Source organism: Ruegeria sp. R14_0 (assembly GCF_017743975.1).
Classification (GTDB): domain Bacteria; phylum Pseudomonadota; class Alphaproteobacteria; order Rhodobacterales; family Rhodobacteraceae; genus Ruegeria.
Genome location: NZ_JAGHRC010000010.1, coordinates 70,658 through 94,793, shown reverse-complemented (window position 1 = coordinate 94,793; position 24,136 = coordinate 70,658). Strand labels below are relative to the sequence as shown.

Genomic DNA, 24,136 nt, shown 5'->3' with positions numbered 1-24,136 from the left:
GACAGGACCAGAAACGCCCCAAGCCCGGGGCATTCCCCAAACATCAAGAGAGAACCATAAGCGATGAAGAATACAGCAACCCTCGATGCTGCTCCTAAAAAGGACAGCATTTGCGCCGGAGTCAATGCCCTGGGTCCGGAACGCAATAACGACTTCTGAACGGTCTTCAGGGGTCCGATAGGCGTGCGCTCTACGCAACAACCGCACCTCATAAGACTTATTATGTAAAAACTGTTGACCTAATTGGGAGAACGGAGAAGTGATGGCCGTGACATTCGACACCATCAAACTCATACCAGGCATTCTTCTCGCCAAACTCTCTTCGATGCATGTGGTGCTACACCGAAGAGAGAGCGTGGCGAGACCCAGATGGGACTGCATCCACCACATAACCGGAGCCCACAACACAGCGAGCACGGCCTCTTCAAAGCTACCGAACGCAACCCTTTCAAACCAATACGAAAACAAATCCGATCACGGATTTGTCAACACGCCTCAGAGCATTCTGGAGGCGCCAGAATGACCCTTTTTCTGAATCACAAACCGCTGGTGGTTGATAGCAAAGCGGGACAACGCGCCCTGACGGCTGCGCACAGCGCCGGAACGCGCGTTGAATGCCGGTGCCGGATGCCCGCACCTGAGATGTATATCGCGGCGACCGCTGGCAAGTTCATCGTTAAACGGATGCCGTGCACCGGGTCAGATCATGCGATTGATTGCCCGTCCTTCCTGCCACCTGAAGAACTCTCGGGACTGGCACAGGTCCAGGCATCGGCCATCACCGAAGATCCTGACGATGGCACCACCACGCTCAAGTTGGGCTTCCCTCTGCGCAAGAACAGCAAGAGCCGCACCGCCCCCGAACAGACCGCCGCAAAACCCACAGAGGCCAAGGTTGCGCCGCGCAAACTGACCATCACGAGCGTGCTGCAATTCCTCTGGCATGAGGCGGACCTGGGCAAGTGGTATCCAAAGATGGAGGGCAAGCGGTTTTGGGGCGTGATCCATCATGCGCTGCGCCGGGCAGCGTCAGGCAAGATCGTCAAAGGGCAAGATTTGTCCCGCGTTCTCTTTGTGCCGGAATACTTCAAACCTGAGAACAAAGCGGAGATAGCGGCCAGACGGGACCGGGTCTTTGCCAACCTGCGGCCAGCGGGTCGCAGCGCAACCCCGTTTGGCCTGGTTGTCGCAGAATACAAGGGCAAGGAAACGACGCCACACGGGGCGAGGTTCATCTTCAAACACGCCCCCGATTGCGCATTCTTTGCCGATGAAGATCTGTCCAAGAAATTCGATAAGGTGTTTGGGGAACAGCTGCTGCTTCTTGAAGCGATGGGGTCCGGTCATGCCATCCTGATAGCCAGCTTTTCTATCGCAAAGGCGGGTTATCCGGTTCTGCATGAAATCGGCATGATGCTGGTGACGGAGAACTGGATTCCGTTTGAAGGCATGCGCGAACTGGAAGTGCTGAATGCGCTGACCGAACAGAGCCGCGCGTTTCAAAAGCAATTGCGGTTCAACCTGCCGGTGGACGCACCGATCGCATCGGCTGTGCTGCTGGATACGACAGATCCAATTGCCGTTTTTGTTGCCGATAATCCCGACGATGCCGGGGCGCTGGCGCTCCTCACCAAAGCCTCTGAAGAAGGCCGGTATGCGAGCTGGTGCTGGATTGACGATGGGCCGATGAGCCCGTTCCCGGATCGTGGCGCGTCCCCCTCCAGCCATCACTCACGAACACCGGAGGGGGGCGCTGCCGGTAAGAGTGTGAGGCCATCACCGGCAAATGAGCGCCGCGCATCGGGCGATGAGCGCGACACGATCTGGGATAGCCCCATTCTTCCTAAAGGAGCAAGCGACCATGGCTAAAGCCACATTCTTTGCTCTTGCTTTTCTATCGACAGTAGCAGCCCCGGCATTCGCCCAGAATGACGAGGCCGCAATTTGTGCGGGCCGTGATGGCCCGCTGCTGAGTGGTGGGCGCTTGCTGTGTGTGACCGCCCCCGCCCGCACCTGCCTGGAACCGTCATTCCGGGCAGGTGCAATGGTTTGCCTCAGATATGAGGAAGGCGGCAACAATGAACAGGTCGTCTCAAGGAATGCAACCCCGCGCGCAAAGGGCGAATGGGCTGATGAAGCGGAGCGCGCCGCCAAACGCCACGGTGTTCCGGTGCCGCTGTTTCATGCGCTGGTGCATCAGGAAAGCCGCTGGAATACCAACGCGGTCAGCCCCAAAGGCGCGCTTGGCTTAGCCCAGCTGATGCCGCCGACTGCCGCCGCCCTTGGGGTAGATCCGCATGACCCGGTGCAGAACCTCGATGGCGGCGCGCGGTATCTCAAGGCCATGTTCCTGAAGTTCGGCACATGGCGTCTGGCGCTCGCCGCCTACAACGCCGGGCCCGGAGCCGTCGAACGCTATGAGGGCGTTCCGCCCTTCTCTGAAACCACCCACTACGTCGCAACCGTTCTCGAAGGGGCCGGGCTTCCGCCCGACGCCTGAACACCCCAATCCAGGGAGACCAAGCCGAATGATCCGATTTCCAGGCAGATTGCGACAGAAGGCAGAGGCAGTGCTGGCGCGCTTCAGCCTCCCGTGGTGGGTCGTTTTGTGGGTCTGTTTTTGATCCTTACCAACCCCGTCACGTTGCTCATTCTGCGTCGTGTTTTCAACTCAGGTCAGTGAGCCCCACAAAACCCCGCCGTTAAACCCAAGGAGGCTATCTATATGAAACGCAACCCTCAAAACGTCGCTTTGCTGACCGTGCTGGCCCTCGTGGCGTTCAGCAGCCCGGCCATGGCGCAGTCCTTATTTGATGCGCCGGTGTCCATCCTGACCCAGATCCGCACCTTTGTGACCGGCGCCAATGGTATTCTGCTCGGGGGCGCTGCCATTGCTCTGGCCGGTATCTCGGCCGCCAGCCCGCGCGTGCCGGTCACATGGGGCCATTTCTTTGTGATCCTCGTCGTGTTGGGCATCTTCTACGGTGCGTTTGGCATTGCCGAAGCCATCCAGGGCTTTGCGACCTGATGAGCGATGACAACCGCATATTCCAGGCGATTACCCGGCCTTCAGAGAAGGCCGGGATGCCGATGACGTTTCACATTGTGGCGCTCAGCATTCCCCTGATGACGTTCATCATGACGCAGGGCTTTGTGGGCTTCTGGGGATTGTTCGCCATCGCCCCGTCTTATGCCGCTGCCCGCTGGATTGTGAGCGTCGATCCGTACCTGCCGGATCACGTGGCGACCATGGCCGACTGCAAACTGTTCACCCCAAACAAGCCCTTCTGGGGCGGCAATTCTTACGCCGGAGACTGACATGAACATGCACCCCGAGATACGAAAGGCCATGCCATCTGCGCGCCGCGCCGCGCGTGAGGTGCCCGCCACCACACATATCCCGTTTGTGCGTTTCCTGCAGGACGGGACATTCACCACCCGCAACGGTGATCTGGTGGCGGTGTTGGAACTGAAGGGGTTCATCCACGAAACCGCTGACCGGGCCGCGATCAAAGCCGCCAATGACACATTGGCCCGGTTGGCCTCCAGCTTTGAAGACAATCGGACAGCGTTCTATAGCCATATCATCCGCACCAAAGTGAAGCTGTCCGACACGCTACCCCCTGTAAACGGCCCCGGCTTTTCCGAAGACCTGGATCATCACTATCGCGCCCAACTGGACGAGGACGAAACTTATCAGCTGCGCCATTTCCTGACGATCGTTCGCCGTCCTTACTCCAGCGGCAAGCGGCTGTTGGATGCCGGGCTGCGGTCTTTCCGCGCGGCAGCATCAGACCCGGCTACCACGGCTGCTCGCACCAAGAACCGCAAGGCTCTGCACATGGCAACAGAACAGGCCATGCGGGATCTGTCGGTGTTTGGCGCGCGCAGGCTCACCGGAACAGAGGCAGATCGCAGCCGCACGCTGTCATTTCTCTCGATGCTGCAAAGCGGGATTTGGCAAAAGGCCCCACCCGTCTGGACCCATTTGGCCGATGCCGTTCCGAATGGGCGCATCACCTTCCGCAAAGACCATGTTCACAACCTGTCGCCGGGTGGGGACAAAGATCGTTTTGCGGCTGTCTTTGCGGTCAATGCTTATCCCGAGCGCTCGAAATACTACATGTTCGATGAGCTTCTGGGCGAGCGCTGCGAGTTCATTGCAACGCAATGCTATTCGCCGATGGACCGCGTGTCGGGCGGCACCAAAATCCGTGATGCCAAACGCGGCATGGCTGATGCAGGCGATGAGGCGGAGTCGCTGCAGAAAGATCTGAATGAGGCGCGAGACGCGGTTGCCTCCCGTGCCATGTCCATCGGGCGGCATCACTTCACAGTTTCTGTTCTGGGTGACACGCGCGACGAGATGGAAGATGCGGCGACGCGTGTGAACTCCTGCCTGACGGGCGCGGATTTGCGCACGCGGCGCGAGGATATCGGGTTAGAGGCGGCCTGGTGGGCGCAGCTGCCCGGTAACTTCGCCTATCAGACCCGCAGCAAAAAGCGCTTTGTGTCCGACAAGAACTTTGCCGATTTCGCCAACTTGCATTCCTGGCCGACGGGATCGCGGGAAAAGTTGCGCTGGGGTGGCCCTGTGGCCGCGTTCCGAACGCTGGGCGGTACGCCTTATTGGTTCTCTTTCCACCGCGAAGGCTCTGACAAATCCAAGGGACCAGGAACCACAGCCATCTTTGGGGCGACGGGTGAAGGCAAAACCCTGTTGGCGAACTTCCTGATGTCCAGCTGTTACCGCCTGCCCGAACACCCGCACCTCATTGCCTTTGACAAAGATCGAGGATCAGAAACTTTCATCCGGGCGATTGGCGGCACATACCTTGAGTTGAAATCCGGCATGAACCTCGGCTTTAACCCGTTTGCGGTTGCTACCGATGAGGTTGGGATCGAATGGCTGGAGGGCTTCATTCAACGCCTGACCGGCGCGGACAAACTCACCCCGGAACAGGAACGGCGGATCGCTATTGGTCTGCGCCGCCTTGCATCGAGTGATCCCACCCTGCGCACTTTCTCTGATTTTGCCGACACGTTGCGGTCTGTGGATGATGCGGACGCGCCTGTCCAGCTGCTCGATGCGCTCAGCAAGTGGTATGGGACCGGCAGTCGCGCTTGGCTGTTTGATAATGCAGAGGACAGTTTCAGCCTGGATCAAGCCGTCACCGCCTTTGACATGACGGCACTGCTGAAAGCGTCGGATATCCGCCTGCCCCTGTTGGATTACCTGTTTTACCGGATCGAGCGCAAACTGGCCGAAGGCAAGCCGCTGATCATCATGGTGGATGAAGCCTGGGCATTGTTTGACGATCCCCGGTTTGGGCCGCGCATTCAGGACTGGATCAAAACCATCCGTAAACTCGATGGCATTCTGGTGTTCATGACGCAGGAGACATCAGACGCAGCCAAATCCTCTATTTCGGACACGCTGATCCAGTCGACGGAAAACCGCGTCTTCTTTGCCAACCCCAAAGCGGATCGCAAAACCTATGTTGACGCGTTCCGGCTTACTGAGGCCGAGTTCAGCGCTGTTTCATCCATGCCACCAAAATCCCGTCTGGTGCTGATCAATGACGGAGACGGGTCAGCCGTGGTCTCGACGCGCCTTGAGCTTCCCGAGCAATTCTACCGGGTCTTGTCCGCCACAGGGGACAGCGTTGCCGAGATGGACCAGCTGCGTGCCGAGTACGGCGAAGACGGCTGGCGCGATGCCTTCATGACCCCCAAAGCCCCTTGAGGAGACCCCCCAATGATCCGCAAACTTGTTTTCGTTGCCTTTAGCCTGCCGCTTCTCGGAGCCTGCACCATTACCGGTGATGCTCTCGATCCGCCCCGCGAGCTGAAGGCCAATTGCAATATCGCAGACGCAGAACCGGTCCCTCAGACTGGCCTTGCCACCACACCGCCGCTCAGCATCGGCAAAATCTGACCCCTCCTCTGAAAGGACGAGACAATGAAGACCATTCTCCAAAACACCGCTGCAGTTGTTGCCCTTGCACTGGCCGGATTTGTCGGGACAGCCGACAACGCCCACGCTCAGGGTGTGCCAACCTATAGCGTCACGGAACATGCCGAACTGATCGCGCTGCTCAATTCGAGCGGCGAAATGGTTGGTCTGAACACGCAGATGCTCGACAATGCCCAGTTACAGCTGAATGAACTCCAGGAACAGTTGCGCCAGGCGCGGGCAACCCACAACGCGATCACTGGTGCCCGCGACACCATCGGAAATCTGTTTAATGGAGATATCACGCCACGCAAGCTGTCCTCGTCCCTATCAACACTCTCCATGACCGGCAATTCGGTAAACAACCGCCTGAGCAACCACATGGAAGCACTGAAGGTCGATTTCCAGCCGTTGAGCGGGCTGCAGGCGCTGGGGCGTTCGGCGGAAGATCCAGCCACAAGGTCACATGATCTGCTCTCCGGTTCGAGCATGGCAGGGCTCGCAATTGCCGAGGAAGGCTTTGCCGGGGCCGGCGAAGCGATGGAGCGCTATGACGGCTACCGTGAGCAGATTTCCGCGACCGAAGATCTGAAAGCTAGCATTGATCTGAACACACGCATAGCGGTTGAGAACGGCATGATGCTCGCCACTTTGTTGCAGACCCTCTCTGCTCAAGGTCAGCTGGACGCCGCAATCGTTAACCAGCGTCTGCGCGGTTCGGATATCGTCGCGCGTCAGGCGTACAGACCTGAAGGATCAAACTGATGCGCTTCCCCACCTCCACCCTCCTCATCGCAGCTACCATCGCCACTACTTTGGCGGCGGGACAACCGTCCCTGGCTTTGACGGCAGACGAAAAGCGCGAACAATCACGCCTAAGCAAAGCATGGAATGTATCTATCGCGCGCAAAGCGGCTGAAGTGAGGTTCGCTTTCGCTGATAAATGCGAAGCCGCATTTGCTGCAAACGAACCCATGCCGAAACCAGATGTGCGTATCACGGAAGAGGTCGAAATTGACGAAGACCTGATGGGCATGACTGTTGAGGAAATTTCTGACGAGTTCGGGCTCGCATCTGACGCGCAAAGGGCCTCTCAGAAATCCATGAACGATTGCATCCTGAAATACAGAAAAAGGAATGATGGATCATGAGCATCAGAGATTTCCTTGTTGGCACCGATCAGAGTTTTGACAACATTATCAACGGTGGGTCGCAGCAGGTGTTTCAGGCGCTTGCGACCCCCAGCGCCCAATTCCTGACATTGCTCGCCGGGGCTGCATTGGCGGTCTGGGCGGTCACGGCGGCTTACCGGGGCAGCTTCTCGCTTGACGGCTTTATCACCTTCGTTTTCCGATTTTCACTGTTCTATTTGGCGGTGTCCGGCGGCGCGCTCTGGACCCAATACATTTATCCTTTCATCACGCAATTTCCCGTCAATGTCGGCAACACAATCATCAGCGAGTTTGGGGGGGATGGAGACGCTGGCAGTATCGCCTCCGCCTTTGCCAATGTGGCGGAGGTTTCGTTCAATAACATTGTAACCGCCATGGGGTCTTACGGTGTGACGGATTATATCGCGGGAGATGCCCTTGGCGTGCTGCTGTTTGCATTGTTGGCGGCTGCTGCAATCCTCGCGATGATCGTGATCGCTCTCGCCCTGCTCGTAGCATCCAAGGTTCTGCTGGCAATACTTCTGGCGATCTTCCCGGTGCTCGCCGTCTGGGCATACCTTCGTAGTTCAGCGGAAATATTCAACGGGTGGGTGCGCGGCGTGACCATGCTGGTTCTGTTTCAGGTCCTACTCTTTGGCGTCATGGGCATAGCACTGGCAGCAACCGAAAATGTATCGGACGCGGTGACAGCAGGTGTTCAATCTGGCGCTGACATTCCGTTGGAAATGTTCAAGCTCGCAGGCATCAGCGGGATCACAGCCGGGTTGCTGCTGATCTGTCCGATGATTGCGCAGCGGATTGGCGGCGCAGCATTGAGCCTTGGTGAATCGCAGGTCAAGGGCGCTGGTCTGACCGGAGCAAAGCTCTTGGGCGGTAGGCTCACAGGTGGCCAGTCCGGTGGCAACAACCTGGGCGATGTCTCCAACCAACGCGCAAGTGCGGCGAATGAGGCCGACAGGCCATCCACAACAGAAGCCAATAATCAGCGCATTCGCGACTCCGTAAGGCGCGGAGCCGAACGCATGGCAGAAGACGCACGACGGCGCAGAAGCTGATCTAAAATTTTCCAAAAAACCGCTGGCGGGCTGGCCCCGCAACAGACGAGGAGTCACCAGATGCAACATGCAGCAGCAGATTTAAGGCCCGATCCGCTCAATCCTGACGGGCAATATCAGGGCGCTCCCCTGCCCGATACAACCACCATTCATGACGGTCATGATCGCTGGGAAGATGAACTGTATCTGTCCATGCGGCGCAGGGCACGAAATGCCTATATCGTCGGAGGGATCGGTACTCTGATCGGGGTTATGGGCGTTGCGGCCGTCATGGGTCTGGCTCCGCTCAAACAGGTTGTGCCCATCACAATGACCGTCGACAAACATACCGGCCTGGTCAATGTGGAATCGCGCCTGGGCAACCTCACATTGGATGATGACGAGTATGTCACCCAAGCGCTGTTGTTCCAGTACGCCCGCGACCGGGAAACCTATGACGCGCACGATCAGCGCGACCGCCTGAACCTGGTCTATGGCCAGACATGCGGCGGCGCGGCTGAGGATCTGGCGGCGCTCTACAACGAAGAAAACCCTAACAGCCCAATGAACATCTACGGCAGCTATGGGCGTGTGGATGTCCGCATTCGATCGGTCACACTGAACAATGGAAACTCGGCCACGCTGCGCATGACGAAAAGCGCACGGGCGCAGCAAGGCGCACCCGTCTCGGAGCGCAATTTCGTTGTGTCCATGGGGTACGAGTTCGACCGCACCGGAAACATGACGCTGGAAGAACGCTGGGAAAACCCGACCGGCTTCTGCGTCACCAATTACCGACTGGATGAGGAGGCGCGATGATGCTGCGTTTGATTTGCACTGTGGCAGTGATGATGTCGCTTGGCGCGGCCTCTGTCTCAGCTGAACAAAAAGGACGGGGTACCCGCACGGACGCGCGCGTACGCACCCTCGTGTATCACCCTGACGAGGTATACAAGATCGATGTGTCGCGGGGTTATGCTCTCAGCATTCACCTCCAGGACGGTGAACAGATGGTCGATGAAGTTCGGGGCGATCCGAAGACCTGGGACTTTATCCCTCTGACCGCTGGCAACGGCTTTGTCCTGAAGGCCAAACATGCCACCACGCAGGCGAGCAACCTCATTCTGCAAACCAACCTGCGCAGCTATGTGTTTCTCCTTCAGGCGCATGAAGCCGGGCCACCGGACAATGTCGGGTTTCTTTATCGGTTCAGCTATCCGGATCAGAAAAAGCGTTACAAGCCCCGGCAGGCTGGCAATATCCAGACTGCATTCAACACCACCGGACGGCCTGCCAATCTGCAATACAGTGCAAGCGGTGACAGGTTGTTGCGGCCGGAAGTGGCCTTTGATGATGGGCGCAAGACCTATCTGCGCCTGAAACAGCAAAGCGTGCGGCCTGCCGTCTTTGCCATGGACGCCAAAGGGCGCGAACGTCTGGTCAACTCAACGGATCTGGCAGATGGCACTATTGTTGTGACCGGTGTTTATCCGCGCCTGATCCTGCGCGACGGGCCATATGTGGTCTGCGTGTTCAACATCCCTCTCTATGAAGTCGACCAGAACCGCGACCCGAAAAAGCCCCGCAGGGTTTCGTCGTCAACGTCACAGCGCAATTCACGTCAAGGTGGGGAGAACCGCTGATGTCCGAGAAAAACAAACTGCTTGAAAACCGCATCGAAGGCTCTGAGGAAGAAAAAAGCGGTCTGAACCTGCCCATGATCCTCGGCATCGGTGCATTGGTTGCCTTTGTTGGCCTGTTCCTCTGGATCAATGGCGGCGGGGATGACACCGGCCGAGGCGGCAGCATCATTCCCGAAGTCAACGAGACGCCGGATCCGCGCAATCAAGGGGGCAGCCTATTTGGAACCGTGCCAACGGAACCAACGCCCCAGGTCGAGCAAGAGCCTGACCCACGCGTTGCCATTCTGGAGGCTGAGCTGGCCGAACTGCGCGAGTTAATTAAAGCGGCGCAGGCCGAGGCGCCTGTTGAGGAGGCCGCCCCACAAGCGCCCGCCTCGGATCTGGATGCAGCGACCCTCGCAGCGCTCGAAAAACGCACCGAACGGCAAGAAAAGGCCCTTGAGGCATTCCTGAAAAAGCTGGAAGAGGATCGGCTTGCGGATGAACGCCGGCAACGGGAATTGCTCGCGCGGATTCAAGCGAACAGGCAGATTGCAGAACCTGGCCAAGCGTCTGAAGCGGCACAGCAAGGCGATGCGGTACAGGATGCCGTTGCGGCTGAAGAAGACCGGTTGACCCAGCCTTTGACCAATAGCCTTGGACGCAGTGCTGCTGGGGCGGGTGCTGGCGGCAATGCGAATAACAGTACGGGCAACGACTTCCTCGATGCCGCTGCGTCTCGTACCGTCCAAACGTCGCGGGCCACGCAGCTGCAGGTTGTCCATCGTCTGATCACACAAGGCACCATGATTCCGGGCGTTCTGGATACAGCAATATCGTCCGATCTTCCCGGTGAACTGAAAGCCACCATAAGCCGGGATGTGTGGTCAGCGGATGCGACCACGATCCTGATCCCCAAAGGCTCAACGCTGATTGGTGAATATTCGTCGGATATCTCTCTTGGTCAGCGCCGGGTTCTGGTGGCCTGGAACCGGGTGATCACGACGGATAAGCGTTCCATCATGATTGGCTCGCGCGGCGTCGACGGTCTGGGCCGCGCCGGTCTGACAGGCAATGTGCAGCACCACTTTGGCCTCAAGTTTGAAGCGGCGTTCTTCATCTCGATCTTTTCGGGGATTTCCAGCTTCGGCAATCGCACTCTGAGCGAGAACGATCTGTCCACAGGAACCGATGGCTTTGCGAATTCCGGTCAGGATGCCTTTGAAGAGTACCTGTCGATTCCGCCCACGATCTGGGTGAATCAGGGCGAGAACATCAACGTGTTCGTATCGCGAGACCTCTATATGTGACGGCATGAGCATCATTCCACGCGGGGCGCAACATGGGTTGTGCCCCGCAGCGATTTCGAGCTTTCCACTCCTTAAAACTCTTGTCCTGAAGGAGAATGCCATGAGCACCATACAGGCAAAGACCCACCTTCCTTACACGATTGCCGCTGGCGTCCTCAGCATCCCGCTCTGGGCCGCGCTTTTGATTGCGTGGAAGGTAAATGGCGACATTGAAACATGGCGGCCGTGGCTCCTGCTCAGCCAGCGCAACACGATGCACCAGAAGGATTGGGACCTGGTGCTTTGGGGTGGCATCACGCTCGGGCTGATGACAGGCGCGGGTCTGGCGTATCTCTTTGGCGGGATGGTGTTTGGCGTGACGGCTACTGATGCGCATGGGGACGCACGCTGGGCCACAGCAAAAGAAATCCGCGCGGCGCGTCTGGTCAGTGATTGGGGTCTGTTGCTGGGTAAGCTGGGCAAACCCGAGAAAAAGGCCCCTCACTTGCGCGCCCATACAGATGATCAGGGCACGGTGCTTGTCTCGGGTCCACCGCGTTCCGGTAAAGGTATCGGTATCGTTGTCCCCACCCTGCTCGACTACCCCGGTTCACTGATCGTCTATGACGTCAAAGGCGAGCTTTTCGAAACCACGTCACGGCGGCGGTTGGAAAAGGGTGACAAGGTGCGGGTTCTGTCGCCGTTCGACGTGCAGTTTCCGAACAACCCAGCCTGCTCCCTTGTCGGCCGATCGCACAGCTTCAACCCGCTGGTTGAGATTGCGGCAATGGATGACCTGGAAGACCGACTTGTGCGGATATCTGAAATCAGTGCCGCGCTGCTGGCGCCCAAAAGTTCAACCGGCGCTGAGGCGTCTTTGATGGAAGATGCGCAGGAAATCTTTGAGGCTGCGGCGGCAATCGTCTGCAATGAGTCTGAACCGTCGCTCGGCCGGGTTCTTCAGGTGTTGACGCCAGAAGCGGCGGGCGATGATGAGATACCGGATTACAAGGGCATGTTTGCGGCCCTCGCCCCGCGTGCGCCTGATCCGGTCTCTAAAGGGGCAATGCTGCGTATGGCGGGGCAGGACAACAAGCAGCTGGGCATCTACCTGTCGGTCCTGATGGGCGGGGGCCTGAACGCATGGCGCAACCCTGCAATCGTGCGCGCGACAAAGGCCAATGACTTCGACTTTGAATCGATGCGTTGGGAACCTCAAACTTGCTACATCTCGATTCCAGAGGCGCATAAGCAGGTGTCGCGGCCTTTGGTGCGTTTGTTCATCCAATGCGCCATCAATGCGTTGCGTCGTCGTCTCATGGCCTCGGGTGAAGATTTCTTGCCGGTCCTGTTTCTGATCGATGAGTTTCATTCGCTTGGAAAGATGCAAGGTGTCCTCGATGCCGTGACCACCCTGCCCGGGTATGGTGGCCGCTTGTGCCTTATTGTGCAATCGCCGGCCTCGCTGCGTGAACATTATGGGCCAGCTGGAGAGGAAATCCTGACAGAGAGTTCGCATCTGCATGTGTGGCTGACCCCCAATTCAGAGGAGACAAAGCAAAAGCTGTCCAAGGCGCTTGGCAACAAGACTGTGACGCAGAAATCCGTCTCGGGGCGCAACTGGTCGAAAGAGCCCGGCCGGTCTGAAAGCTGGTCTGAAAAAAGCCGGGCACTGCTCACCCCAGAAGAAATTGGCCGCCTCGGCAAGGAAGAGGTCATTATCACTGGCAAAGGTATGTTCCCGATACGGACAAATCGGGTGTCCTATTATAAAGACCATCGGTTCAAAGCGCTGAATGACAGTCAAAAGGGCAAACCCTGGCCGGATGTGCCTGTCGTGAAAGATGGCGTTGTGACTCGGTATGACGAGTTCCTGAAGGATGCGGGCACTTCAAAGTCGGCTGAGGCCGAAGAACAGGAACCTGAGCCGGTTGCAAAGCCGTCCTTGTCGCAGCGTGCGGCTGTTAGCGGCCCACGTGCTTTTGATCCACCCGAGCATGACGGATATCTTGATCAGGGCGTGGCAGGCTACGGGTACTTCGAAGATCCGCGCGAGACTGCCGATGATGAGGAAACAGCCGAGGACCGTCAGCTGACTCAGGCAATCAAAACGGTGAAAGCACCAAGCCTGGCGGTCAATCTCGGCAACCTCTTGAATCTGGCACCGGTCAGCCCGAACAGAGAACCCGAACTTGCCGATCTGGCACAGCGGCTCTCACCTGACGAGCTGGTCAACAGGTTGATGCCGCTGTTCAGCGGCGAAAGCATGATGAGCAGTGGCCATTCGCTGCGTGGGGCATGAACTGGCAAGATGCGGGACTTTGCCGTCATTCATTCCTTGCACTTCGCCGACGCAGCATTTCTTCGCGCTTGCAGCAAGTCTTTCGCCGCGTTGCGGCTCCAGTCGCCAATGCGGTCATTCAACCGGCTATCCGAGTCAAACCCAAACCGCATTTTCGCTGCACAACGTCAGTACCATAGAGGCGCAGGATAGCGCTGCTAATTGCACATATGGCGTTCAATAGCGCAGAGACTCTTCGAGAACGCGGCATCTCAGTCGCTGCAGAGAAGCTGTTCTTCCTAATATTCTGATTGAAAAACTATGATAGTGGCAAAAATCCAATGTACGAATTAACATACAGATTGGTGATGCTCTGACCCGTTTTTGGCTTGGCTCATGCCAGGGCAACCACCTTACTACAGCGTTAGAAGGCTCAGCTTCTTGAAGGATTGCGGATCAGGAGCTCAACGCACTCGACCGGACAACTGCCATGTTACTGTGGATGCACCAGCGTTGTTAAGATCAAGATAGCTGCAGATGCCCCCCAGAAGACGGCGGTCTTTCGTTGCTCCACCACTCTGAGCAGCATCCATAGGCCGAGCGCCGAAACACCCAGCAGCGGCCAGACGATCCAGATCACCGCCAGTCCGCCCATCCCGACATTCGGCAGGGCCATCCATAGGACAACTTGCCAGATGATCGAGAGGCCGAGGTAGGCGAGCGCCAGTATTGCTGGCTGTCCCATCGCCCAAAGACTACCCGTGCTCAAAGGTCAGCTCGGCACCGCTGCCGAAAAGAACCAATTGACCGTTGCGGATCGCCCAGCCGTTCACGTTTTCCAACGCAGCAAGAAACCTCTGTTCCGCCAGCATTTCTAGTTCTGGACACAGACGCCGGGTGCTTCCGATCCGGCCAATACGCAGCGTTCCCCCTTCAACAGCATAGGTCGCCACCAGTCGGTTACAGCCGGAAGATCCTGACAGCTGGCCATCGGGCCCAAAGGTGAGATTTATATCAATCGGGCGCGGAATCGCATCACCGGCGATGTGCAGTCCTTGCCATGTTGTCCCTTCAAGAGTTGGCGAAATATCATCCATGTTCAACGCTGCAATCCGATCTGTGTAGGCGTCGATCACGCACTGTCGCGGTTGGCTTGATTTCCAACAATCGTTGCGCCCCTTGATCCACCCGCGCTGCACCGCCCGCAGCGTTGCTTCATAGACAGCACTGCTTGCCGCGATCTTCTGGGTGTAGAGCGTGCTCAGACGGCGATCCAACCCGGCAAGCTCAGCATCCGAGCAAATCAGCGATTCGACGCTCCCCTCTGCTGCAGTGCAATCAAAAGACGGGGTGGGCTGTTGGAGCGGTACCGCACCGTCCACTTTCCAGATCATCTGTGTCATCCCCCACCCGTTCAAAACGGACGGCGGCGGCATCTGGCCATCGGGGCCCTGCCAACGTCCAGAAAACACGTAGGTGATAACGTCCGTTTCAGCAGCGACACACAAGACAGAGCCAGAACGAGCTTCGCTTCCCGGCGTACAGCCTGCAAGCTGGAAGTTCTCCTGCAACGGCCCAAAAGCATCGCCAACACGGGGGCCAAGCCAGTTGCCGATCTGGCCGCTTGTGACCTCAATGGCTCCGATACCGCCGCGGCCGTTACGGATCAAAGCCACAGCAGGCACGCCATGCATCGTGGTCAGGATAACCTCTTGCGTCCCTTCTTCCGTGGCCTGTGTTTCAAGACGCCACGCATGACTTGGCATGACCGAGTTAAGCGTCTGCACATCAAACGGGGTGGCGGCGGTGATCTCTCCGAGGCCGTTGATCCCCAGCCGCAACGCGTCTTCGGCACGTGTCGCAATGGGCGACAAGATGAAGACGGCAGACAGGGTCAGCGCTAAATGATCGAAACGAAACGCCATAGCAAAATTTCCAATGCAACTGTAAGACCGAGGCCGCGATGGCGGCCTCGGCAATTATTTCAGGCCGTCTGTTCGTCCGGCTTTTCGGACTTGGCGCTGCCCAAGGCGATGAAAGACGCCCCGGCAAAGATGAAGTTCACACCAAGTAGAACGCCGATCAGGCCAAGCGATGCCCCGGTGGCAAAGCCGCCGAATACCAGCATCGCCAGCAGGATGGACATCGCACCCGATGCAACAACCCAGCCCCAGTTCCGCTCTGATCGCATCTGAATGCCCATCACCACTCGGGCGATGCCTTCAGCAAAGAAGACAGCCCCCAGCAGCACGGTCAGGGCGATCACACCGCCGAACGGGTTGACCAGAAAGACGAGGCCACCGGCCAGATAGACGATGCCAATAGCAATCTGCCAAAAGACACCGCCCCAGTCCTTCTCTTGAAAGGCCTGAACAAAGGTTGCGATGCCGCCGATCAGAAGCGTCGCCCCCACCAGCAGTTCGACCGAAAGCGAGGCCAAAAGCGGGAAGGCGAACGCGCCGATACCGGTCAGGATCATCACAACGCCAAGGGCCACGAACCAGCCGTTGCCGCGATGGTCATCAAGACTGGAAGAATGTGTCATGTGATTTCCCCCAAATCCCGGTTACTGCGCGTAGCGGAAGGATGGCATCTTGGTCAGTTCTTCCTCGGTCGCCTTGGGAAGAACAAACTTGCCGTGGTCGTCTGCCTCGAACATCTCAGCGGGGACGGCGACCCATTTGCTGTCGATGCCGATAAAACCACCGACTTCCATGATCGCGAGGCTGACATCCCCTTGCGGTGCCACGATCAGATCGTGCACAGCGCCGACGCGCTCGCCTTTTTCGTTCTGAACGTCAGATCCGATCAGGGTGTTGGCGCTATAGCCAGCAGCACGCACTTTGGCGACATTGACTTCGACGCCGAGGATGGTTTCGCCCGCCATGGGGACGCTAGAAGTGGTCATTGGTTGTCTCCTTTATTGAAAGGTTTGTGGAAGCGTTAGCTCTTGTATTTGAAAGGAGGGATCTTCTTGAGCTCTTCTTCGGTGGCCTGCGGCAGGATCACGATGTTGGCCTGATGGCCGGGCTCGAACATATCTGCGGGGACAGCTACCCACTTGGAACCAAGGCCAAGGAAACCGCCAACTTCGACGATGGCGAGGCTGATTTCACCACTTGGTGCCAGGATCAGGTCATGCACATAGCCGACACTTTTGTCTTGTCCGTTGTGCACGTTGGCGCCGATCAGTTGGTTGGCGCTGTAGCCTTCGGTCACGACTTTGGCGACGTTCACTTCGACGCCAAGCACTGTCTCACCGACAGCTTGGGCATTCACAATCGTCGCACCAGTCAGGATAAAGGCACCGGTTACGATCATTTTAAGAGTAGCGTTCATGGGATAGGTCCTTTCGGTTGGGTTGGGCTGTCCGCCGGGTGGCGGCTTAGGTATCGGCCACCTGATCAAGGTGATCGCGATAGGCTTTGACTGCCGCTTGCAGGGCTTCGTAGTGGCGTTCGGCCTTTTCCTTGGCCTCGCGCACTGCTTCTTCGCCTTCGATTTTTGCGCGGTCAGCGATATCTTCCATGTCCACTTTTGCCTGGCTCCAGTCTTCTTTCAGTTTCTCAACCTGGCTGGCTGACCAGTCATCGGCGCGGTCGCCTGCGGCATTGGCTTTCCTTTCAAGCTCGCTCAGCTCAGCGCCGATGTCGCCGATACAGGCCTTTGCTTTTTCGACGAATTTAGAAGTTTCAGTTGTGGTAGTGTCCATGAGTAGGTGCCCCTAGCTGCGTTGAGTGATTTTGATGCATCCAACTTGCCGGATCGGACCGGTCGGCATGAGTGAGTCACCGTGAATCAGCACACATTCACGGGTGTCGCACTGGGAGAGGTAGCGAATTTGACGTAGCGTAATGGTGAGGTATCCTTGTGCATGCCCGATCCATTTCGCTGAAAATCCGGGCGCACCAACGAAAAGACCGTCTTGAGCAGGCATCATTGCGCCAACTGTCTTTTGTCTGGGAGGAGAAATATGACCGCTCTTGCATCCACGCCGTTAGAACCGGGCGTCGTTCAGCAGCAATTGGACCGCGTTCTTGCAAGCCGCCAGTTTGTTGAAACAACGCGACTGGCCCGCTTTCTGACGTACCTCGTCCATCAAACCCTGTCGGGAAACGACGACGCCTTGAAAGGCTATTCCATCGGTCTGGACGTCTTTGACAAACCCGACGATTTCGACCCGGCCATCGACACCATTGTCCGGGTGCAAGCCAGCAAATTGCGCAGCAGGCTGGACCTATACTATGCGACGGATGGGGCGGAAGATCCGCTGCGCATTCTGGTCCCAAAGGGATCATACGTGCCGGTCTTCCAGGTGGCCTTTGACCCTGACACAAGCTCCGACAATGCAAAGTACACCGATAACGCTCAGTCGCGCTACAGCATCGCGGTGATGCCTTTCGATAACCTCAGCGGCAGCCCGGATCAGGAGTTCCTCGCAGACGGCTTCACCGAGGAAATCCTCAACGCCCTGTCCCGGTTTCGGGAGTTCCGCGTTGCCGCGCGCCATTCAACGTTCCGCTATAAGGACAGCAAAGGCGACGCGCGTGAGATCGGGAACGAGCTGGGCGTGCGATATATATTGGAAGGCAGCGTGCGCCGTTGGAAAGACCAACTGCGCGTCACATCACAGCTGATCGATACCGAAACCGGCGCCCACATGCTGAGCGAGACCTACGACGACGATATGAGCGCGCAAAGCCTCTTTGACATACAGGAGGCCATCGCATCGCAGATCGCCGCCGAAATCGCAGAGCCGCATGGCGTCATTCACAAAACGGGGGCCGCCTATCGCAAGGCTGCGACGGACAATCTGGATGCCTATCAAGCGCGTTTGTTGGCCAGCGAATACTGGCGCAATCCGTCCCGCGAAACGCATATCACCACGATTAAGCACCTTGAACGCGCTGTGGGTCTCGACCCCAACTACTCCGGGGCTTGGGCGATGCTGGCCATTCTCTATGGTGACGAGGTCCGGTTTGGCTTTGCGCGCGACCGCAACGAACCGCCCCTCGATCGGGCGCTGGCGGCGGCCAAAAAGGCCGTGGAAACGGACCCGAAGGATGCCTCCGGGCACCACGCGTTGTTCATGACCCACTTTCACCGCAACGAATTGTCGGCGTTCAAATCAGTCGCCAAACAGGCGCTTTTGCTGAACCCTAATTACCCCGACTTGCTAGCCGACTATGGGGTCTGCGTCGGGTATGCGGGCCAACGCGACCTTGGGCTGACCTATCTGCAAAAAGCGATGGATCTCAGCCCGGATGCGCCGGGCTGGTACAAGGCGACGATTGCTGTGCTGTATTACCTAAATAATGACTACGACGCGGCCCGCGACGTGATTGAGGGTTCAAACCTCGGCTCTGATTTCTGGGGCGATCTCATCCGCGCCATGGTCTATGCCCAACTGGGCAAGTCCGCGGAGGCGCAAACGTACATGCAACGGGCACAGATCCGTCTGCCGGGCACCGATGTGATCACACGCGATATGTTGAAGATCTGGAACTTCGGGCCGTCAGAAGTCGATCACCTGTTCAACGGGTGGCACAAAGCGGGGATGCAGGATCCGGGCCATGTTCCCGGACACCGTGACTCACTCACCGTGAGCTGACCGAGGCTGCATGATGCAGGCAACCTCAACACAAAGGGAGCCGCACATGCCAACCGATCCGCAAATCTCGGAAGAGCGCGAGGCAGAGACCCGCGCCTTTATGCTGTCGTCGATCGCGATATCCACCAGCGTTTTCGGCATCGCCTTCTTTTACGGTGTCTTCGGCACGATCTTTTTCGAACACCTGTTCTATGTCTGGGTCGCGGCAACCGTCGCCATGATCGCCAGCCTTTTTGTCCCACCAGTCGATGGCTTGCCCGGCCTGATATCATGGCGCGGGCGCTTCGTTCTGCTGATGCCCACGATCCTGATGGCGTGGCTTTACTTCAGCGAGAACCCATCGCTCGACATCGCCAGCACGGGTTGGTTCGAATGGGCATTGGCGCTTGTGGTGGTCGGGCTATCGCTGCCTTATCTGCTGCTTGTCCTGATCATGGTGGCAATTCCGGATATCGACCAGTTGAAGCAGCCCAAGCTGCGGTCTGCGATCCTTGGCATTTGCCTCGCCACGGTCGCGGCAGGCTACGCGATTGGCACGTATCATTACCGTTTCATCACCTGTCACGACTTCGAGGTCTCCGGCAATTTCCTGCCCAACAACTGCCTAAAGGCGCAGGGGACTTCACGGTGAACGACTGATGCGCGCAGGCGCATTCCGGCAGGGTCGGGACATCATTTCATACAAAGGATGTCCCAATGCTTGACCAACTTCCGCACTTCCTGTGGCTCGGGCTGGTTGCGACCACGCTTGATGTCGATAACGCGCTCTACATGACCTCGTCCATTCAAGGGCGCAGCGAAAAGGACCAAAACCGCCTGATCTTATGGGGCTTGGTCGCTGAATACATCGCACGCTTCCTGCTTGTCCTGGTCGCATTCTACATCGCAACGGGCAAAGAGGTGCTGTTCACGATCCAGGGCTTTGACGTCACACCGCAAACGGTGGCCCTTCTGGGTGCCGGTGCCTTTCTGTTCTACTCCAGCGCCAAAGACCTCTTCGCCTTCTTTGATGGCGACGACGGCGGTGACAATGCCGAGAGGGCTGTGGCGAAGGCCGCATTCGGGACGGTCCTTTTGCAGATGTCTGTCGTCAACACGGTGCTGTCGATTGATACGGTGATTGCAGTCGCGGACATGACCAAAGTGCTGTTCGGGGCGGCAGTGATCCTCGCCGTTTCTTCTGTGATCCGATTTCTATTCGTCCGCCAGATCGCAGGCTTCCTGTCGGATCACCCCGAGATCAAGATCATTATCTACACCTTCCTGATGCTGATCGGGCTGCAACTGCTGCTGCAAGCGGTGCATGACGACCTGCCGGAAACTGCGTTCAACCTGATCATGGTGATTGCCATCTGTGCGGCCTTTCTCGGGCGACGCAACATGGTACGCACCAAGGCTTCACGGTGACTCACTCCTGTGCGCCGGCCAGTTGACGCAAGGTCGGTCACGGTAACGCACTCCCACGTTTCCACGTCCCCACTGTCCCCCCGCACGCCGCGCCCTCCCCGTCACGTGCAGCGGGGGGACCACCAACAACCGAGGATCGACCATGCAAACCTTCGCCATTCCCGCACCCGACCAGACCCAGACACACACATTGCTGAACGCGACTTTGGCTATGGGGCTGGTCCTGATGACAGTCTTCGCCTTGATGGCTGGAAAGTCGGTGCTGGTGCCCTTCGCCATGGCGGTCCTGCTGTGGTTCATCATCAATGCCTTCGCCCGCCGTTTGGCCCGGCTTGCGGGCAACGACGGTGAACCCGGCCTTGGCGCGGTGGCTGCGGCCATCCTGATCGTGATCGCAATCTGCGTTGGCGTGGCCGAGGTTGTGGCCTCCAACGCCGCCGCAATGGTCGAGCGCGCGCCCACCTATCTTGCAAATATCGATGTGCTGACCGGCAAGCTTTCCGGGCTGATCGGGCTTAAGGCCTTCGCAGAACTGACCGCAGCCATTGATGCATTCGACTTTGACGCAGTCCTGTTGTCCCTGGCCAATGGTGCGGCAGGGGTCGCGGGCGGGATCGGCACGGTCGTGCTTTACATCGCCTTCCTGCTGGCCGAGCAACAGTTCATTGGCAAGAAAATCCGCGCGATGGCCGCTAACGATGATCGGCACGCCAAGATCAGCGCAGTCTTCGCCGAGATCGGCCAGCGCGTGCGCACCTATCTATTCACCAAAAGCCTGACGAGCGCCGCAATGGCAGGCATGGTCTGGATCGCCCTTGAGATTGCCGGTGTTGATTTTGCCGGGTTCTGGGCGTTCCTCGTCTTCATCCTGAATTTCATCCCAGTCGTCGGTGGCATCGTCAGCGGAATTTTCCCGGCGGCTCTCGCGCTGGTGCAGTTTCCCACGCTGACACCATTCCTGATCGTCGTCGCTGGTGTCGGCACCGCCCACCTTGTGATCGGCAACATCGTCGAGCCGCGTTTCGTCGGCAGTTCCGTCAACCTCAGCCCCCTCGTCGTCATCCTTGCGCTGTCGATCTGGGGCTTCATCTGGGGCGTCGCAGGCATGTTCCTGTGCGTGCCCATCACCGTGATCGGAATGATCATCTTTTCCGAGTTCCGATCCACTCGACCCATCGCCATCGCCCTATCGGAAAATGGCGAAATCACCTGAACCCAAACCAGAACCGGAGACGCAAATGTCAAAGCATTCCACCGCCACCAAAGTCGAAACTCTCGCACAAGAGGCCGCACAGCTTCCCACCAATGGTGACACATCACTGTCGGACGAGGTCACAGACCTGCTGACCCGCCTCGCCACCGAAAACGACACGATGAAAGCCGAGGTACGCGCGATGAAAAAAAATGTCGAAAAAACTATGAAGATGGGCCAGGAGGAACTGAAATCCGAAATCGCCCATCACCCCATGCAATCGGTCGCAACGGCGTTTGCGATTGGCTTCATCGCCTCGCTTCTCGTGCGACGCACTTAGGGCGGTGGGCAGATGGTTCATTCAACCACATTCCGTCGCCTCGCCCTTCTGGGGCGCATCAAATCGATGCGTCTCAGGATCGCGGTCCAGCATGGCGCCAAGCAGGTCACCATCGTGGCATTCGCCCTGCTTCTCGCGCTCGGTGGCATCGGGCTGTTGATGTTCTGCCTTTTCTCGCTGCTGGCCGCAGAATTCGGCATCATCGCAGGGGCGCTACTGTCCGGGCTGCTTCTCCTGATCAGTGCGGCCCTTGCCATCGCCGCCGCATCCCGGCTCCAACCCCCTGCAGAGGCGCGCGTGCTCGACAACGTCGAACAAACGCTCGTGGGCGAAATTTCCGCTGAACTGGCCGACCTTGAAAACGGGTTCAAACGCCTAGAGACAGGCACCTCTGCGCTTTTCAAGGGCGACTATCTGACGGCGCTGGCCAGCTTTGCGGGATCGGCGAAGTAGTGTTGTCGATGATAAGGAAGACAATAGGGATCCTGCTGGTGGCCATATGGGCGACCCTGTTGCCCACACAAAGCATGACCCAAACCAACGAGGCGGCGACGTCAACCACCGTCGCCTCCGACCCCTACGGACGCATCTCCCCGCGTGGCACGGTGGACGGATACCTCAAAGCAATGCGCGAAGCTGATCTTGAGAAAGCGGCGCTTTTCCTCGACACCAGCGATTTATCAGCGGCGGACGCTACACGCAGCGCCATGCGCCTCAAGCAGCTCCTCGACGACGGCGGGTATTTCTTCCTCACCGACGAAATCTCATCCAGCCCCGAAGGCAACCTCAGCGACGAGATGAGCGCGGATCTCGAAGAAGTCGGCGCACTGCAAAGCGGACGCATACAAGTCCCGCTAACCCTGCAACGCGTCGCCAAGACGGACGGACGCTTCATCTGGCTATTCTCACAAGCAACAATTGCGGAGCTGCCAGCGCTACACCAAATCGCCCGGGAAAGCTTGCTCAACAAAATCCTACCGGACGATCTGAAATCCTACCACGTACTGACGGTCCCCATCGGACACTGGCTCGCGATGGTACTGGTGGCACTCATCGGGGCGGCACTTGGTCGGTTACTGGCAAAGGCCCTGCTTCGGGCAATCACCTGGGTTCTGGCATCGAAACTGGCAGGCGGCGCACCCCTAGATGTCGGTTCCATCCTGACCCCGCTCGGCGTTGTCATCGCCGTGATGCTGTACCGAGAGGTCGTGATCCTGATCGGCGTGCAGGTGGTGGCACGCGGGGCAACCGACTGGATTGCAGTCACGATCCTTTGGCTGGCCGTCGCCGTTTTGTGCCTGAAGCTTGTCGATCTGGTCGCCGACGTGTTGCGGTCTGCGCTGCAACCTGACCAGCACCGTTCGTCCTTGGCGGCACTGATCCTGCTACGCAAAATGGTCAAAGCGATCATCCTTGCGGTGCTGACGGTGCAAGTGCTGGAAATCCTCGGCTTCGATGTCACAACGACCATCGCAGCCCTTGGCATCGGCGGGCTTGCTCTCGCACTGGGTGCGCAAAAGACGGTCGAAAATCTCGTAGGATCCGTCAACGTCGTCGCAGATCGACCCGTTGAAGTCGGCGACTTTTGCAAGTTCGGCGACATCTCCGGAACGGTCGAAGATATCGGCATCCGCTCCACCAAGATCAGAACGCCCGCGCGCACTATCGTCACGGTTCCAAACGGGACCTTTGCGTCAATGCAGATCGAGAACTACGCCGTCCGGGATCAGTTCTTGTTCAACCCAAAGCTGTCGCTGCGCTGCGACACGTCCGCCGAGCAAGTGCAGCGGATCATCAGCGACATTCGGAGCAAACTGGCGACTTCAAACAACATCTCGACCGGGGCTCGCGTGAACCTGATCGCACTAACCCGCACGTCACTGGACGTGGAGATATTTTGCTATGTGAAGGCCGTCGACTATGTGGCCTTTCTGACCGCACAAGAGAAGCTGATCTTCTTCCTGCTGGAAACAGTATCGGCATCTGGCTCCACCTTCGCCTTTCCGCCGCAACGGGTGCAGATGTCGTCTCATACTGGCCCACAAGGAACTGTTGCTTGAGCGGACGCTTTCTGCAGTGTTTCGGGTGATCTAAACAACTGCAGGAGGGATGGTCTTTGCACTTTTTTTGCATGCGTGAGGCCGTTCTCCCGCCAAACCAATGCATCATCATCATTATTCGGGTACGTCCAACATGGCAGACGGCTGCATCGCTGCGTATCCATTGTTGTTC

Annotated in this window: 26 protein-coding genes; 20 read left to right on the top strand and 6 right to left on the bottom strand. The window is 58.0% G+C overall.

Features of this window, described 5'->3' with window-relative positions:
- The first annotated feature begins 519 nt into the window (after nucleotides 1-519).
- The 13 genes from J7416_RS20580 to J7416_RS20520 all read left to right on the top strand — a co-directional run bounded on the left by J7416_RS20580 (nucleotide 520) and on the right by J7416_RS20520 (nucleotide 13,375).
- A complete protein-coding gene (locus J7416_RS20580; protein WP_209227444.1) occupies nucleotides 520-1,869 on the top strand; it encodes a DUF1173 family protein in 1,350 nt (449 codons plus the stop codon).
- Nucleotides 1,862-2,500, top strand: a complete 639-nt coding sequence (locus J7416_RS20575; RefSeq protein ID WP_209227442.1) for a lytic transglycosylase domain-containing protein — start codon at nucleotides 1,862-1,864, stop codon at nucleotides 2,498-2,500. Before J7416_RS20580 ends, J7416_RS20575 begins: the two co-directional genes overlap by 8 nt.
- A 225-nt stretch (nucleotides 2,501-2,725) precedes the next feature.
- Entirely contained in the window at nucleotides 2,726-3,028 is a 303-nt protein-coding gene (locus J7416_RS20570) for a TrbC/VirB2 family protein (RefSeq protein WP_171724982.1), read from the top strand.
- Nucleotides 3,028-3,318, top strand: a complete 291-nt coding sequence (locus J7416_RS20565; protein WP_171724981.1) for a VirB3 family type IV secretion system protein — start codon at nucleotides 3,028-3,030, stop codon at nucleotides 3,316-3,318. Before J7416_RS20570 ends, J7416_RS20565 begins: the two co-directional genes overlap by 1 nt.
- A gap of 1 nt (nucleotide 3,319) precedes the next feature.
- Complete coding sequence (locus J7416_RS20560) at nucleotides 3,320-5,746, top strand: hypothetical protein (RefSeq protein WP_209227434.1); 2,427 nt, start codon at nucleotides 3,320-3,322, stop codon at nucleotides 5,744-5,746.
- Between the two features lie 12 nt (nucleotides 5,747-5,758).
- Nucleotides 5,759-5,938, top strand: a complete 180-nt coding sequence (locus J7416_RS20555; protein WP_171724979.1) for a hypothetical protein — start codon at nucleotides 5,759-5,761, stop codon at nucleotides 5,936-5,938.
- 24 nt (nucleotides 5,939-5,962) lie between these two features.
- Nucleotides 5,963-6,721 (top strand): type IV secretion system protein, encoded by a 759-nt coding sequence (locus J7416_RS20550; protein WP_171724978.1) that lies wholly within the window; start codon nucleotides 5,963-5,965, stop codon nucleotides 6,719-6,721.
- Nucleotides 6,721-7,107 carry a hypothetical protein gene (locus tag J7416_RS20545; protein ID WP_171724977.1) on the top strand — a complete coding sequence of 129 codons (387 nt, stop codon included), beginning with the start codon at nucleotides 6,721-6,723 and terminating at the stop codon, nucleotides 7,105-7,107. Before J7416_RS20550 ends, J7416_RS20545 begins: the two co-directional genes overlap by 1 nt.
- Entirely contained in the window at nucleotides 7,104-8,183 is a 1,080-nt protein-coding gene (locus J7416_RS20540; protein WP_171724976.1) for a type IV secretion system protein, read from the top strand. The genes J7416_RS20545 and J7416_RS20540 overlap by 4 nt, the downstream gene beginning before the upstream one ends.
- A gap of 60 nt (nucleotides 8,184-8,243) precedes the next feature.
- Complete coding sequence (locus tag J7416_RS20535; RefSeq protein WP_171724975.1) at nucleotides 8,244-8,981, top strand: type IV secretion system protein; 738 nt, start codon at nucleotides 8,244-8,246, stop codon at nucleotides 8,979-8,981.
- Nucleotides 8,981-9,805 carry a TrbG/VirB9 family P-type conjugative transfer protein gene (locus J7416_RS20530; RefSeq protein WP_171724974.1) on the top strand — a complete coding sequence of 275 codons (825 nt, stop codon included), beginning with the start codon at nucleotides 8,981-8,983 and terminating at the stop codon, nucleotides 9,803-9,805. The genes J7416_RS20535 and J7416_RS20530 overlap by 1 nt, the downstream gene beginning before the upstream one ends.
- Nucleotides 9,805-11,094: a TrbI/VirB10 family protein gene (locus tag J7416_RS20525; protein ID WP_209227432.1), complete on the top strand. Its 1,290-nt coding sequence runs from the start codon at nucleotides 9,805-9,807 to the stop codon at nucleotides 11,092-11,094. The genes J7416_RS20530 and J7416_RS20525 overlap by 1 nt, the downstream gene beginning before the upstream one ends.
- A 100-nt stretch (nucleotides 11,095-11,194) precedes the next feature.
- Entirely contained in the window at nucleotides 11,195-13,375 is a 2,181-nt protein-coding gene (locus tag J7416_RS20520; RefSeq protein ID WP_209227430.1) for a type IV secretory system conjugative DNA transfer family protein, read from the top strand.
- 472 nt (nucleotides 13,376-13,847) lie between these two features.
- Here the strand turns inward: J7416_RS20520 and J7416_RS20515 are convergent, their stop codons facing one another.
- The 6 genes from J7416_RS20515 to J7416_RS20490 are packed head-to-tail and all read right to left on the bottom strand — an operon-like array spanning nucleotide 13,848 to nucleotide 17,066.
- A complete protein-coding gene (locus J7416_RS20515) occupies nucleotides 13,848-14,099 on the bottom strand; it encodes a hypothetical protein (protein ID WP_209227428.1) in 252 nt (83 codons plus the stop codon).
- Nucleotides 14,100-14,109: 10 nt separating this feature from the next.
- Nucleotides 14,110-15,279 carry a DUF1131 family protein gene (locus J7416_RS20510; protein ID WP_209227426.1) on the bottom strand — a complete coding sequence of 390 codons (1,170 nt, stop codon included), beginning with the start codon at nucleotides 15,277-15,279 and terminating at the stop codon, nucleotides 14,110-14,112.
- Between the two features lie 59 nt (nucleotides 15,280-15,338).
- Complete coding sequence (locus J7416_RS20505) at nucleotides 15,339-15,899, bottom strand: HdeD family acid-resistance protein (RefSeq protein WP_209227424.1); 561 nt, start codon at nucleotides 15,897-15,899, stop codon at nucleotides 15,339-15,341.
- A 21-nt stretch (nucleotides 15,900-15,920) separates the two neighbouring features.
- Nucleotides 15,921-16,262: a PRC-barrel domain-containing protein gene (locus J7416_RS20500; RefSeq protein ID WP_209227422.1), complete on the bottom strand. Its 342-nt coding sequence runs from the start codon at nucleotides 16,260-16,262 to the stop codon at nucleotides 15,921-15,923.
- 35 nt (nucleotides 16,263-16,297) lie between these two features.
- Nucleotides 16,298-16,693 carry a PRC-barrel domain-containing protein gene (locus J7416_RS20495; protein ID WP_209227420.1) on the bottom strand — a complete coding sequence of 132 codons (396 nt, stop codon included), beginning with the start codon at nucleotides 16,691-16,693 and terminating at the stop codon, nucleotides 16,298-16,300.
- Between the two features lie 46 nt (nucleotides 16,694-16,739).
- Complete coding sequence (locus J7416_RS20490; protein WP_209227418.1) at nucleotides 16,740-17,066, bottom strand: hypothetical protein; 327 nt, start codon at nucleotides 17,064-17,066, stop codon at nucleotides 16,740-16,742.
- Nucleotides 17,067-17,327: 261 nt separating this feature from the next.
- Between J7416_RS20490 and J7416_RS20485 the strand changes: the two genes are divergently transcribed.
- From J7416_RS20485 to J7416_RS22865, 7 genes are all read left to right on the top strand, one after another.
- Entirely contained in the window at nucleotides 17,328-18,965 is a 1,638-nt protein-coding gene (locus J7416_RS20485; RefSeq protein WP_209227416.1) for a hypothetical protein, read from the top strand.
- Between the two features lie 46 nt (nucleotides 18,966-19,011).
- A complete protein-coding gene (locus tag J7416_RS20480) occupies nucleotides 19,012-19,596 on the top strand; it encodes a hypothetical protein (protein WP_209227414.1) in 585 nt (194 codons plus the stop codon).
- A 65-nt stretch (nucleotides 19,597-19,661) separates the two neighbouring features.
- Nucleotides 19,662-20,372 carry a hypothetical protein gene (locus J7416_RS20475; protein ID WP_209227413.1) on the top strand — a complete coding sequence of 237 codons (711 nt, stop codon included), beginning with the start codon at nucleotides 19,662-19,664 and terminating at the stop codon, nucleotides 20,370-20,372.
- Nucleotides 20,373-20,514: 142 nt separating this feature from the next.
- Nucleotides 20,515-21,585: an AI-2E family transporter gene (locus tag J7416_RS20470; RefSeq protein ID WP_209227411.1), complete on the top strand. Its 1,071-nt coding sequence runs from the start codon at nucleotides 20,515-20,517 to the stop codon at nucleotides 21,583-21,585.
- 25 nt (nucleotides 21,586-21,610) lie between these two features.
- Nucleotides 21,611-21,904, top strand: a complete 294-nt coding sequence (locus J7416_RS20465) for a hypothetical protein (RefSeq protein WP_209227409.1) — start codon at nucleotides 21,611-21,613, stop codon at nucleotides 21,902-21,904.
- A gap of 66 nt (nucleotides 21,905-21,970) precedes the next feature.
- Nucleotides 21,971-22,357 (top strand): hypothetical protein, encoded by a 387-nt coding sequence (locus tag J7416_RS20460; protein ID WP_209227407.1) that lies wholly within the window; start codon nucleotides 21,971-21,973, stop codon nucleotides 22,355-22,357.
- Between the two features lie 38 nt (nucleotides 22,358-22,395).
- Entirely contained in the window at nucleotides 22,396-23,964 is a 1,569-nt protein-coding gene (locus J7416_RS22865) for a mechanosensitive ion channel family protein (RefSeq protein ID WP_209227405.1), read from the top strand.
- Nucleotides 23,965-24,136: the final 172 nt, after the last annotated feature.